The sequence below is a fragment of the Desulfovibrio sp. ZJ369 genome (assembly GCF_011039085.1).
Lineage (GTDB): Bacteria > Desulfobacterota > Desulfovibrionia > Desulfovibrionales > Desulfovibrionaceae > Desulfovibrio.
This window is the reverse complement of record NZ_JAAKEI010000004.1, coordinates 45,515-58,146: the sequence shown is the minus strand read 5'-3', so window position 1 is coordinate 58,146 and position 12,632 is coordinate 45,515. Positions and strand designations below refer to the sequence as shown.

Here is a 12,632-nt window from a genome sequence, read left to right as displayed (position 1 = left end):
AAAGAGCTGCACGGCGTATGTGTGCGCCGTGCAGCTCTTTGCAATTTGTCAGGTTCTGGGCGGTTCAAGACCCGCGGCCCTTGTCGGTACACGGACAGCGCGGCGCGGATACGGGGCAGAGCCGCGTTCTGCTCAAAAAAGCCTAGCCGATGCCCTGGGCGAGCATGGCCTCGGCCACTTTGCGGAAGCCCGCAATATTGGCGCCCATCACAAGGTTGCCGGGCTCGTTGTATTCCTTGGCCGTGGCCGCGGCATTTTTGTAGATATTGTGCATGATTTGCTTGAGCCGGGCGTCCACTGTTTCAAAATCCCAGCTCTGCATGCTGGCGTTCTGGGCCATTTCAAGCTGGCTTGTGGCCACGCCCCCGGCATTGGACGCCTTGGCCGGGGCATAGGCGATGCCCGCCTTGAGGAAGGCATGCACAGCGTCAAGGGTTGAAGGCATATTGGCCCCCTCGGTCACGCATTGGCAGCCGTTGGCAAGCAGCGTTTCAGCATCCGCCAGATTGAGCTCGTTCTGGGTGGCGCAGGGGAAGGCCGCAAAGCAGGGCACGGACCATACGTCATTGCGACCTTGGGGATAGTCGCTCGCCGGCGTGTACTTGGCCGAAGGCACGAGCTCGGCATAGCGGGTCAGAGAGGCGCGCTCCACTTCCTTGACCTGTTTAAGCACATCCAGCCTGATCCCGTGGGGATCATGGATCATGCCGCGTGAATCCGACACCGTCACGGGCTTTGCGCCCACTTGCAGCAGCTTTTCGCAACAATAGATGGCCACATTGCCCGCGCCGGACACCACGCAGGTTTTGCCTTCCAGGCTTTCCTTGCGGTCTTCAAGCATGCTCTGGGCGAAATAGACAGCGCCGTAGCCCGTGGCTTCCGTGCGGGCCAGAGAACCGCCGAAGAGAAGGTTTTTGCCGGTAAGCACGCCCTCGTAACGATGGGTCAGGCGTTTGTATTGCCCGAAAAGATAGCCGACTTCACGGCCGCCCACGCCGATGTCGCCCGCAGGCACGTCCATCGTGGGGCCGATGTGCCGATAGAGCTCATTCATGAACGCCTGGCAGAAGCGCATCACTTCCATTTCGGATTTTCCCTTGGGATCAAAGTCCGAACCGCCTTTGCCGCCGCCAATGGCAAGGCCGGTGAGCGCATTTTTGAAAATCTGCTCAAATCCGAGGAACTTGAGGATGCCCTGATTTACGCTGGGGTGCAGGCGCAGGCCGCCCTTGTACGGACCGATGGCGGAGTTGTACTGGACGCGGTAGCCGCGATTGACCTGAACCTGCCCCTTGTCGTCCACCCATTCCACACGAAAGGAAATAATCCGCTCAGGCTCTGTGATGCGCTCAAGAATTTTGTATTCTTCGTAGCGGGGGGTTTTGTCCAGCAGCGGCTGCAATGTTTGCAGCACTTCCTGCACAGCCTGCAGAAAGACAGGCTCATACGCATATTTTTCCTTCAGACTGTCCATGACCCGCTGCACGTACGACATTTTTCGCTCCTTGTAGGGGGGTAAGCAATTCACTGTGTCAGGGAATTAACGGCATTTTTTTATCCAAGTTCCCGCTTTCTGACAAGCTGTTTCGGGCAACGCGCGGACCATGGACGGAACATGGGCCGTCAGCGTTGCCGCGGCAAGAACCTCAAAGCGGCACGGCCGCAGGGGCGTCCGATACTGCCCCCTGGGCCGTGCCGTTTTGTCGGGAAGTTGCGGGAAATAGCGCGATCTTAGAGCAGATTACCTTTGACTTTTTATGAAAGTCAAAGGTGGCATTCAGGCGAAAAACGCAGTTTTCGCCTGAATGTACGCCGCGTTGCGGCGGCTGCCGCTTTCGCGTCAGCAGAGCATTTTTAAAGTGAAAATGCTCTATTCCAACCTTCTCGTGACCCACATACCGCGCCGGGAGCACGACCTGCTGCAAACAGCGCGCCCGCGCGACGTGTTTTTCAGGCTGCCGGCTCTCGCGGAGCCTGGATGGCCACGGCCAGAGCTTCGTCCAATGTGGGATGGGCAAACATGAATTGGTGCAGTTTTTCGTCGCTGTAGTGTCCGAGCAAAAGCAACTGGGCAGCTGTAACAAGGTGCGAAACGCCGTGCCCCAGAGCCGCGATGCCAACCATGCGATTTTTTTGCCAGACCACTTTCACAAAACCGGAAGCATCGCCGCCGGCCTGGGCAATGGCATTGCCCGTGAGCAACGCGCGTGAAACCGCAACACCGTCGCCTTCTGCCTGAGCTTCTTTGGCGGTTTTGCCCACGCGCATGACCTCCAGCGCGCCGTAAATGCAGGATGGCACGGGGCCCGGCTCGTAGGCTCCCTCAGCAGCGCCCAGGATTTGCCGGGCCACATACGCCCCCTGATGCTCGGCGGCATGCGCCAGAAGGGTTTTGCCGTTCACGTCGCCGATGGCGTACACCGTCGGCGAGGCCCGCAAGCGCTCATCCACTGTGACAAAGCCGCGTTTATCCAATGCGCAGCCTGCCTTATCAACGTCAAGCCCGCTTGTATTCGGCGCGCGGCCGACGGCAACCAAGGCTTTATCCGCCGTCAGTTCCCGGCCGTCTTCCAGCCGCAAAACGGCCTTGCCCTCTCTGGTCAACAGCGAAGAAGCCTTGACGCCGGTCAGGCACACGCGCCCGGCTTTGCCGAGAAGTTTTTGCAATTCCCGGGCAATGTCCGCATCTTCAGTGGGAGCCAGTTGCGGCGCGGCTTCAACCAGTGTGACTGTGCAGCCCATGGCGCTGAAAAAATCAGCCATTTCAAGCCCGATGGCTCCCGCCCCCACAATAATCAGACTTTCCGGCACAGCCGGAATGGCCAGCAAGTCGGTGCTGTCCAGAATGGCGTCATGATCCGGAGCAAGTCCGGGAAAAGAGGCTGAACGGGAGCCGCAGGCAAGAATAATGGCGGTCGCGCTCAAAAACGCGGTTTCGCTGCCGTCAGGCCCCAGCACCCGGACGCTGTGAGGGTCGGCGCAAACCCCGCGGCCGTTGAACAGGGTCACGCCCGCGTCTTCCAGACCTTTGGCCAGAGTCTGGCTGGCGGCTCTCGTATAGCGTTGGATTCTTTTCTGCAAAGCCTCATACTCCACGCCAACGACGCCTTTGGCCACGCGTTGGCGTTCCAGGCCCCGCAGCAGGGCTTTGGGAGCCGTGGCGCCCAGAAGCATTTTCGTGGGTATGCAGCCGCAATTAAGGCAAACTCCGCCCCAATGCGCATTTTCCACCAGGGCCACGCTTTTGCCCCCCACGGCCAGAGTCCGGGCCGCTTTGGCCCCGCCGGGTCCGCCCCCGATGATGATCGCGTCAAATCGCTCCATATGCCACCTCCCGCTTATGCAAAATGTTATAGGCCCGCCGTGGCGCATTGCGCGTGCCGGGGTCAACCCTCATTACATTGTTTGCCGCAAAGCAGCCGCTTTCCGCGCGGCGGCGTTGCAAAGCGAAAACTGCCCTCGCGGCGGTTCAATACAGCTTCGCCCAATTTCCGTTTTGCGCCTTGCTGCGCAAAAAATTCAGCTTTTCGCGGGCGGCATGTTACTAAGGGACATCCGGCATATAATTTGCTTACGTAAGCTTTCTTAGAGCATTTTTTGATTGAACATATTCATTTTCAATCACTTTGCCGCCGTCATTTCGCGTCCAGGCTTCACCTAGGCAATGGCATACTGGCAAATCAGGGAACAGATGCCCCGTACCCGATGGGCCTGGTCAACAGCGCCGCGAATTTCAATTTTGCGAAGGACTGCCAGCAATTCAGGGGGGGGATTTCTGCAATGGGGCGATTGCCAAGGTAGGGGAAAATATTTTTGTCAATGCGCTCCATCGCGTCCTTGGCGTAATTTGCTGTCCAGACAAAAATCTGGTTGGCGTGCCATTCCCGTGCACAGCCTCAAAGGAAAGAGGCCATTGCCGTCAAAAAGTTTTTGCGGCTTCTCAAGGGGCTTAACCGCACGAATGGCGGTATCGGTAAGGGACATAGGGGTATTCTCCTGGCAAGGGATTTGTATACCCCTTGAAATACCCCTAAACTGGTGGATGTCTATGGCGTTTACTCCTCTCGGCCGGACAGTCCAACTCGTCTAATCTCTTGCCAGAAAAGACTTTTTGGACTGTACCGAACCAAGATGGAGTGAAATCTGGCGGAGAGGGGGAGATTCGAACTCCCGGTGCGCTGTTAACGCACACACGATTTCCAATCGTGCTCCTTAGACCAGCTCGGACACCTCTCCGGATGCGAACGCCGTACGCGCCGCTGAAAGTCGGACTTGTATATGCCAAAACCTCGGCCTCTGCAAGCAAAAAATACGCGCGATGCCGTTTACCACAAATTATCCGGCGGCTTGCCGCCCGGGGGCGTATCGCTTTTTTCCCTCCACCGGAGGTGCTCAATATGCGGCGCTCACGGGGCATGATTGCTGAACGGAGTGCCTTCGCAGCCTTTTTTGAGCAGCCGGGCCAGGGCCAGGACGATCAGAATGGTCAGAATGCTCCAGATCACAGGCGCGCCTTTTCAAAAATATGGGGCTCAGGATTCGGGTTTGTCGTCATCTTTTTTGCCGGGCGGGCGTTTTTTGGCGCTCGTGGCCGCGTGGTAAAACGCCCAGAGTCCGAATCCGGCCAGCAGAAGAATGCCGAGCGCATTAAGCGTCATATAGTCCATGCGTTTGATCCTGCACAGAGCCGGGCTGAATGTTTACAACCGCGCTTGCTCCCGCCGGCTCCGGCTCTGGAACGCGATCCTGCCGGGAGGCAGTGGCCGCCGGGCGATCTCTCGATCCGGCTCTGCGGCGGCGCGGCGCGGCCGTGGGCAGCGCCGCTTGCCTTTTCCAGCCGCCGCTGGACCTCGCGGCCACTGCAAGCGGCATGTTTCGAGCGCCGGCCTTTAAATCCCCAACTGACTGAAGCCGCTGTCCACATAGATCACTTCGCCGGTGACCGCATGCGCCAGCTCCGAAGCCAGAAAGACCGCCGCGCCGCCCACATCCGTGGTGCTGACGTTGCGGCGCAATGGCGCGTGATTTTCCACATGGTTGAAAATGTCCTTGAGGCTGGAGACGGCCGAAGCCGCCAGGGTTTTGATGGGCCCGGCGCTGATGGCGTTGACGCGCACCCCCTTGGGGCCCAGATCATAGGCCAGGTAGCGCACGGAAGCCTCCAGCGCGGCTTTGGCCACGCCCATGACGTTGTAGCCGGGAATTATTTTGGTAGAGCCGTGATAGGTCATGCTGATCACGGAGGCCCCATCCTGCAGCAAGGGCTCAAAGGCCCGGCAAACGCCGGTGAGCGAATAGGCGGAAACTTCCAGGGCCAGTCTGAAGCCCTCACGCGAGGTATCCACAAAGCGGCCGCAGAGATCCTCGCGATTGGCAAAAGCCACGGAATGCACCAGCACGTCCACGTTGCCCCATTTTTCTTTGACCAGATCCGCGGCGGCGGCAATCTGCGCGTCGTCGCAGACGTCGCATTGAAAGGTGAATTCGCCGCCGAGTTCCGCGCTCAGGGGCTCCACCCGCTTTTTGATGGCTTCGCCCACATAGTTGAAGGCCAGACGGGCCCCGTGGGCCTTGAGACATGAGGCAATGCCGTAGGCGATGCTTCTATTGTTGGCGAGACCCATGATCACGGCTTTTTTTCCTTGCAACAGCATGGCTTCTCCTTGAAAAATGCGCCGGTTTCCCGGTTGGCGGTTGACGGTAAGCAGGCGGAAGCGTTTTTTGCGTCAAATTCTGCTGGTCAGAATTTCATAGGCTTCCTGATAGCGTTCAGCAGTGGCCTTGATTACCTCTTCAGGCAGATGCGGCGGAGGCGGTTGCATGTTCCAGGGCTGTTTTTTCAGCCAGTCACGCAGATATTGCTTGTCAAAGCTGGGTTGGCTTTGGCCGGGCGTATACCGGGCCGCGTGCCAGAAGCGCGAGGAATCCGGCGTGAGCACTTCGTCGATAAGGTGCAGGCGGCCGTCGATAAAGCCGAATTCAAACTTGGTGTCGGCCACGATGATGCCGCGCCCGGCGGCATAGGCGCGCGCGGCCTCGTAAATCTCCAGGGCGGTCCGGGCAACCTGCCGGGCCGTGGCCTCGCCGATCAGGGCTTCGGCGTCGGCCACGCTGATGTTTTCGTCGTGTTTGCCGAGTTCGGCTTTGGTGGAGGGGGTAAACAGGGCGGGCTCAAGTTTGTCCGACTCCCGCAGGCCGGCAGGCAGATCGTAGCCGCAGAGCGTGCCCGTGGTCTGGTAATCCTTCCAGCCGGAGCCTGTGATATACCCGCGCACAATGCATTCCACCGGCAGGGGCCTGGCCTTGCGGGCCAGCACGGCGCGGCCCTCCAGCTCGTCCCGCCAGGGGGCGAGCGCCGCGGGAAAACGGTCCACATCGCTTTCCAGCAGATGATTGGGAATAATGTCCTTGAACCTGTTCATCCAGAAGAGGGTGAGCTTGTTGAGGATCACGCCTTTGTAAGGAATGGGCTCGCTCATGATCACGTCAAAGGCCGACATGCGGTCTGTCGTGACAATCAGGAGCGTGTTTTCATCCACGTCGTAAATATCGCGGACTTTGCCGCGCGAGAGCAGGGGATAGGCTGTAATGTCCGTTTTGACGACAACTTTCATGATGGCTCCTGAGTATGCCCGTTGGGCCGGGTCACTTGTTTTCGCGCGCTTCCACGGAGCGGGCATGGGCCTCAAGGCCCTCCAGGCGCGCCAGACCGGCAATGGCCTGGAGGTTTTGCCGCAGAAATTCCGGCGAGGCGGCCACGATGCTGGTCTTTTTGCAGAAGGTCTGCACGGAAAGCGCCGAGGAGAAACGCGCCGTGCCCAAGGTGGGGAGGACGTGATTGGGCCCGGCGTAATAATCCCCTGCGGCTTCGGGGCTGTGCTGCCCGAGAAAAACAGCGCCCGCGTGGCGGATATGCGGCAGCACGCTCCAGGGATCGCGGGTGCAGATTTCCAGATGTTCCGGCGCGACCCGGTTGGCCACGCCCACAGCTGTGGCGAGATTGGGCGTCACCACGATGGCGCCCCAATCCATGAGCGAACGGGCCGCGGTCTGGGCACGGGGCAGGGCTACGCACTGGCTTTCCAATTCCCGTTGCAGGCTTTCGGCCAGACGGGCGTCGTCCGTGACGCAGATGGCCGAAGCCAAAGGGTCGTGTTCGGCCTGTGAAAGCATATCCGCGGCCAGCCAGGCGGGATTGGCCGAAGCGTCGGCCAGAATCAGCACTTCGCTGGGCCCGGCGATCATGTCGATGCCCACCGTGCCCTGTACCAGCCGTTTGGCTGTGGTCACATAAATATTGCCCGGTCCGGCGATGACGTCCACAGGGCCGATGCTCTGTGTGCCGCAGGCCAGGGCTCCCACAGCCCAGGCCCCGCCCACGCGGTAAACCTCGTCGATGTCCAGCAGGTGCGCGGCGGCCAGAATATGAGGGCTGACGCTGCCGTCCTTGCGCGGCGGGGTGCAGACGGCCAGCCTGGGCACCCCGGCCACCTGAGCCGGGATGGCATTCATCAACAGACTTGAAACCAGGGGCGTATTGCCGCCCTGGCCGCCCGGCACATAGAGGCCTACGCTGTCCACAGGCAAGACCCTTTGCCCAAGGATGCTGCCGTCCGCCCGTGTCAGAAACCAGGATTTTTCAAGCTGGGCTTCATGGAAGGCACGGATATTGGCCGCGGCTCCGCTGATGTGCTCCCGGCTTTCAATGGAAACCGAAGCCGCGGCGCGGGCAATGTCCTGTTCGCTCACGCGCAGCGGCGGGGCAAACTCCGGGCAGTCAAAGCGCCGCGTATAGTCAACGAGCGCTTCATCGCCCTTGCTGCGCACCGCCGCGAGGATTTCGCGCACGGCGCTTTCAACCCCATCGCCGGGATCGCGGCGGCCTTGCAGCCACTGGGAGGCTTTGGGCCAGTCCTGCTCGCTTTGCAGGGTCAGGATTCTGCATGTCATAGGCATTTCCCTCACGTCAATCGTGGTAATATACCGAAGCGGCGCAGGAATGTCGAGGCTGGACGCTGGCATGGGCAGGGCTGACGCATAAGATGCGTCTGTCCTGGCCTTTTTGCTCCCCCGTCTTGACAGCCGGGCGCGGCGATCTTACTCCATAAAGATGTAGAGGCTGCCTTATAGAGCCTTGGCAGAGCGCAAAAAGGCCTTACCGGAGCAAACGGCCGCCCGGCTTGCACTATGAGCGGATTTCAGGCGCGGCCGTTGGCAAGGCGAAAGGCTGTACGCTCTTGTCTGCGGTTTTGCGGCCGGGACAGGCAGCGCCGCCCCGGTTTGCGCGGCTCCGGGGCGGCATATTTTCAGGAGGAAGCATGCAGCGTCACAAGATGCATTCATATAAGCGGGCGGCTCAGGCCGGCGAGGAGTTTGAGGACGGGGCCGAAGCGCAGACCCCAGAGGGCGAGCAAGCCCCTGAAAACGAAGCCTTGCGCGACGATGCGCGGCCGGCGGAAAATTTGGCGGAAAATCCCAAAGAGGATCCTGCGGAGCGCTGCCGGGCTGAATTGGAAGAAGTGCGCCTGCGCGCGGCCGCCGAAATGGATAATTTCAAAAAGCGCCTCAGCCGCGAGCATGAAGAGCAACTGCGGTATGCCGCTGAAAAAGTGCTGCGTGATCTGCTGCCCACCCTGGACAACCTGGATCTGGCCCTGCAATACGGCAGCAAGAATGAGGCGTGCCGCGACATGCTTCAGGGCGTGGCCATGACGCACAAGCTTTTGCTGGAGGCCGTGACCAGGCACGGCTTGACACGCCTGGGCGAGGAGGGTGAGCCGTTCACCCCGGAAACGCAGGAAGCCGTGGGCTTTGAAGCGCGGCCGGATCTTGCGCCCGGCGTGGTGTCGCGCGTGTTGCAGCGCGGATACAAGCTCGGAGATCGCCTGTTGCGCCCGGCCAAGGTGATGATCAACCAGTAAGCGGCTTGCGCGTTTGCGCAGAGCCCGGCACAAGACGGCCGTCCACAATCAGCACGCGGCTTCGCGTTGGAGCAGCGTGCGCCGCGCTCATAATCGGCTCTTGATCAGCGGTGGCAACTTCTCGCTCAGATGCTCGGCCATGCGGCGCACCAGGCGACTTTCCGCATCGACCAGCTGCGTATAGGTCTTGCCCTGCACCATTTCCTCGGCTGCGTAAATGCCGCGGCCGAGAATCGCATCCCCCGCGCCCGTGAGAGTCCAGCGGGCCTCCAGCACGGCCTTGGCGTCGAAATTGGCGTCCAGACGCTGCACGTCCAGCAGCAGGGTATAGTCGCCGCGCGTGTCATCGCCTTCAGGCAGCACAGTGACGCCCGCTGCGAGCAGGGGCGGGGTGAGCGTCTCCCGCGTGACGCGGCGCACGCCCTGGCTCAGCGGTTCGGCCCAGAGATGGAATTCGGCCACAATGATTCTGCTTTCTCCCTGCACCCGGCTGACGATGCCGTTGCGATCCAGATACTCGGGCACATTGACCTGAGCCACCCGCAGGCTTTTGCCCGGCAGGGACTGGGCCTCAAGCGGGGGCTGCCCGCTCTCCAGAAGGTAATAATTGCTGGGCGTGCTGCGACCGCAGGCCGCAAGCAGGGCCAGCAGCGCGACAGCCAGGTAAAGAAGTGGGCGTGACATCAGCGTGTTCCTTTTTTGCCCCGCAGCAGGGCTTCGGGATTGCGTTCCAGCATGGTGGCCAGCTCGCGCAGGGAGCGCGCCGTCGCGATGCTCTCCTTGAGCAGCCGCCGCACGTCGTTCATGGTTGGCGAGTCGCGTCTCAGAACATTCTGGGCCGAAGTCGTGGCCAGGCGCAGTTGCTCGGCCGCCAGCCCCATATTTTGCATGGCCGTGCGGAAAGATGCAAGCGTGCCGGGCAGTTCGGTCTGTACGGCAGCGGCCGCGCTATCGATCCGTTTCAGCACGTTGTCCGCCGTGTCTCGCATTTCGGCGGCGTTCAGCAATATGTCGCGGGCTGCCTCAAAGGTTTCGTCAAAGGCGGCCAGGCCGCGTTCCAGCTTGCCGTCGCCCAGGGCCTTGGACACGCTTTCCAGAATGGTGCCCAGGGAATGCACCATCTGCTCCAGGGGCAGCCGCGCCAGGGTCCGTTGGATGGTGTCAATGGGCGAAGGAATGGTGGGGATTTCCCGATCCGGCGTGGAAGAGCGGAAATTGGCCGGCGTACCCGGATGAAAATCGAGCACCACGCGGTATTGCCCGGTGATCAGGCTTTGCAGCTGGAGCTGCGCGCGCAGGCCGCGCTGGACCATGCGCCGGATGATTTCCTGTTGCAAAGCTTCGGAAGGATTGCCGCCGTTGGCGCGCACAATGCTTTTCTCATCTATGCGGATAAGCACGGGGATGGTCACGTTGGAATCACGCGCATTGGCCACCAGACTGATCCGCGTGACGCTGCCCAGGGGCACGCCGCGAAAGACCACGGGCGCGCCGATGGAAAGACCGCTCACCGAGCCGTCGAAATAGAGCACATACTCAATGTCGCTGTTGAACAGGCGGCCGCCGCCGAGCACGATGATGCCCAGGGCAAGGAGGGCAAGCCCCCCCAGCACAAAGGCGCCCACCGTGGTTTTGTGTGCTTGCAGGTTCATAATGCCAAGTCCTTGTGCGCATCGTTTTGCCCGTCCGGCGCATGGCTGCGCGCGTCGTCTTTTCCGTCGCGGGGGCTGCCCCTGGTGAGGAAAAGCCGGGCGTGCTCTTCCGTATGCGGATCGCGGGCAAGCTCGCCGGGATTTCCCCGAGCCGTGACCGAACGGCTTTGGGCGTCCAGAAATATGCTGTTGTCGGCAATGGCGAAAATGCTGGCCAGATCGTGCGAGACAATCACAAAGGTGGTCTGCAGCGTTTGCTGCAATTCCAGAATCAGATCATCCAGCAGCCGCCCGCTCACCGGGTCAAGCCCGGCCGAGGGCTCGTCCAGAAAGAGTATCTGGGGATCCAGAGCCAGAGCGCGGGCCAGACCGGCCCGCTTGCGCATGCCGCCGCTGATCTCGGAGGGGTAATAGTCTTCAAAGCCCGCCAGCCCGGCCAGGGCCAGCTTGAGGGAGGCCTGCTCGCGAATTTCCCCGGCGTCCAGATCCGTGTATTGCTGCAGGGGCAGCCCCACGTTTTCAGCCAGAGTCATGGAACTCCACAGAGCCCCGCCCTGAAACAGCACCCCCGCATGACGCATGACCCGGCGGCGGGTCTGCTCGTCGCCGCCCCAGAAATCCGTCTCGCCGTAAAAGATCTGCCCGGCCTGGGGCGACTTGAGCCCCATAAGCACGCGCAACAGCGTGCTTTTGCCCGAACCAGATCCGCCCATGATCAAAAAGACCTCTCCGGCGCGCACGTCAAAGCTGACGTTGCGCATCAGCACAAATGAGCCGTAGCCCACAGTCAGATCCCGCACGCTGATCCGGATTTCGCGCGTATCGTCAGGCCTGGCGGCGGGCTTTTCTTCCGGCAGAGGGGTGCTGGTATGTTTTTCAACGCCGCTCATCTCACACTCCCAGCACGTTGCAGATCACGGTAATGACGGCAGTGGCCACAATGATCCCCACAATGGCGTGCACGACGGCCGTGGTGGTGGCAAGACCCACGGCCTGCGCGCTGCGGCCGCAGCGCATGCCTTGGTAGCAGCCGGCCACGGCAATGATCACCCCGAAGACCGTACCGTAAACCAGACCGATGATCACATGGTGGAAGGGCACCATGCGGGTAGTGGCGTTGAGGTATTCCAGGGGGTTCAGATCCAGCATCAGGGTGCCCACCAGATAGCCGCCCAGAACGCCCATGAGATCGGCGTAGAGAGTGAGCAGCGGCACCATCAGCGTGAGCGCCAGCACGCGCGGCAGCACCAGAAAGTCAACGGGCGATATGCCCAGGGTGGAAAGGGCATCCACCTCCTCATTGACCTGCATGGTGCCGATCAGGGCGGCGTATGCCGCGCCCACCCGGCCGGACATGACTACGCCCACCATGACCGCGCCCATGACCCGCAGCATGCCGATGCCCACCAGACCCGCCACATAGATTTGCGCGCCGAACTGGGTCAACTGCACCGCGCCCACAAAAGCCAGGATCAAACCGAAAAGCAGGCTGGTGACTGAAATGATCGGCAGGGCCTGCACGCCGCTTTCATACATGGCCGCCACAAAGTCCTGGCTGCGCATCTTGGCCCGCCCCAGGAAAAGATGCCAGACAGCGAGCGTGATCTCTCCGAGAAAGCTGAGAAAATCCGCCAACTTGGGCGGCAGTTTCAGCACGCTTTCGCCCAGGTTCGATAAAAATGAAGTTGTTGCGTCCTTGCGCGCGGCGCCTTCCTGCGGGGGCACGGCGAAAGCAAGTTGCAACAGACGGGCCAGGCCGTCGGGCAGGTCCGCGTGTACCGGCACTTTGCGGGAACGAGCCGCCGTGACGATCTGCACAAGAAAAACCAGCAGACTGGTGTCCCACGGGCCGAGATCCGCAGCTGCCAGGCGCACTTCGCGCACGCGTTGATCCGCAATGTCCGCCAGGGCGTCGTCGGCTTCCTCAGGCCAGGGGGTCTCCATGCGCCATTGGCCGCCCACGCTGATCTGCAAGAGCGATCCCTGGACTGAAGCTGTTACTTGCGGACTTGTTTCCATCACTATACTATACCCGCAGCCTGTCCACTGTGCAAGCCTG

General features: G+C 61.0%; 12 protein-coding genes and 1 tRNA gene. 1 reads left to right on the top strand and 12 read right to left on the bottom strand.

What is annotated here, in order from left to right; all coding sequences use genetic code 11:
* Positions 1-142: 142 nt before the first annotated feature.
* The 8 genes from gdhA to hisD all read right to left on the bottom strand — a co-directional run bounded on the left by gdhA (position 143) and on the right by hisD (position 7,950).
* Positions 143-1,495, bottom strand: coding sequence for an NADP-specific glutamate dehydrogenase (gdhA, locus tag G7Y51_RS02220; protein ID WP_165174786.1), 1,353 nt, complete (start codon positions 1,493-1,495; stop codon positions 143-145).
* Between the two features lie 455 nt (positions 1,496-1,950).
* Positions 1,951-3,324: an NAD(P)/FAD-dependent oxidoreductase gene (locus G7Y51_RS02210; protein WP_165174784.1), complete on the bottom strand. Its 1,374-nt coding sequence runs from the start codon at positions 3,322-3,324 to the stop codon at positions 1,951-1,953.
* A gap of 492 nt (positions 3,325-3,816) precedes the next feature.
* Positions 3,817-3,984 carry an Arm DNA-binding domain-containing protein gene (locus G7Y51_RS02205; RefSeq protein WP_165174783.1) on the bottom strand — a complete coding sequence of 56 codons (168 nt, stop codon included), beginning with the start codon at positions 3,982-3,984 and terminating at the stop codon, positions 3,817-3,819.
* A gap of 160 nt (positions 3,985-4,144) precedes the next feature.
* A tRNA-Ser gene (locus tag G7Y51_RS02200) sits at positions 4,145-4,236 on the bottom strand.
* Between the two features lie 296 nt (positions 4,237-4,532).
* A complete protein-coding gene (locus G7Y51_RS13865) occupies positions 4,533-4,667 on the bottom strand; it encodes a hypothetical protein (RefSeq protein WP_277424314.1) in 135 nt (44 codons plus the stop codon).
* 222 nt (positions 4,668-4,889) lie between these two features.
* Complete coding sequence (locus G7Y51_RS02195) at positions 4,890-5,654, bottom strand: enoyl-ACP reductase (protein WP_165174782.1); 765 nt, start codon at positions 5,652-5,654, stop codon at positions 4,890-4,892.
* A gap of 72 nt (positions 5,655-5,726) precedes the next feature.
* Entirely contained in the window at positions 5,727-6,614 is an 888-nt protein-coding gene (locus G7Y51_RS02190; protein WP_165174781.1) for a phosphoribosylaminoimidazolesuccinocarboxamide synthase, read from the bottom strand.
* 31 nt (positions 6,615-6,645) lie between these two features.
* The gene (hisD, locus tag G7Y51_RS02185; protein WP_165174780.1) at positions 6,646-7,950 is read right to left on the bottom strand and encodes a histidinol dehydrogenase; all 1,305 of its coding nucleotides are present in this window, start codon (positions 7,948-7,950) and stop codon (positions 6,646-6,648) included.
* A 368-nt stretch (positions 7,951-8,318) separates the two neighbouring features.
* Here hisD and G7Y51_RS02180 point away from each other — a divergent pair, with 368 nt between their 5' ends.
* On the top strand, positions 8,319-8,921 hold the full coding sequence (locus G7Y51_RS02180) for a nucleotide exchange factor GrpE (RefSeq protein ID WP_165174779.1): 603 nt from the start codon (positions 8,319-8,321) through the stop codon (positions 8,919-8,921).
* Between the two features lie 87 nt (positions 8,922-9,008).
* On the opposite strand, the gene G7Y51_RS02175 is transcribed toward G7Y51_RS02180, so the two are convergent.
* The 4 genes from G7Y51_RS02175 to G7Y51_RS02160 all read right to left on the bottom strand — a co-directional run bounded on the left by G7Y51_RS02175 (position 9,009) and on the right by G7Y51_RS02160 (position 12,547).
* A complete protein-coding gene (locus G7Y51_RS02175) occupies positions 9,009-9,605 on the bottom strand; it encodes a PqiC family protein (RefSeq protein WP_165174778.1) in 597 nt (198 codons plus the stop codon).
* A complete protein-coding gene (locus tag G7Y51_RS02170) occupies positions 9,605-10,573 on the bottom strand; it encodes an MlaD family protein (protein WP_165174777.1) in 969 nt (322 codons plus the stop codon). The genes G7Y51_RS02175 and G7Y51_RS02170 overlap by 1 nt, the downstream gene beginning before the upstream one ends.
* The gene (locus G7Y51_RS02165) at positions 10,570-11,334 is read right to left on the bottom strand and encodes an ATP-binding cassette domain-containing protein (protein ID WP_241160101.1); all 765 of its coding nucleotides are present in this window, start codon (positions 11,332-11,334) and stop codon (positions 10,570-10,572) included. Before G7Y51_RS02165 ends, G7Y51_RS02170 begins: the two co-directional genes overlap by 4 nt.
* A gap of 130 nt (positions 11,335-11,464) precedes the next feature.
* Complete coding sequence (locus G7Y51_RS02160; RefSeq protein ID WP_346773691.1) at positions 11,465-12,547, bottom strand: ABC transporter permease; 1,083 nt, start codon at positions 12,545-12,547, stop codon at positions 11,465-11,467.
* Positions 12,548-12,632 lie beyond the last annotated feature (85 nt).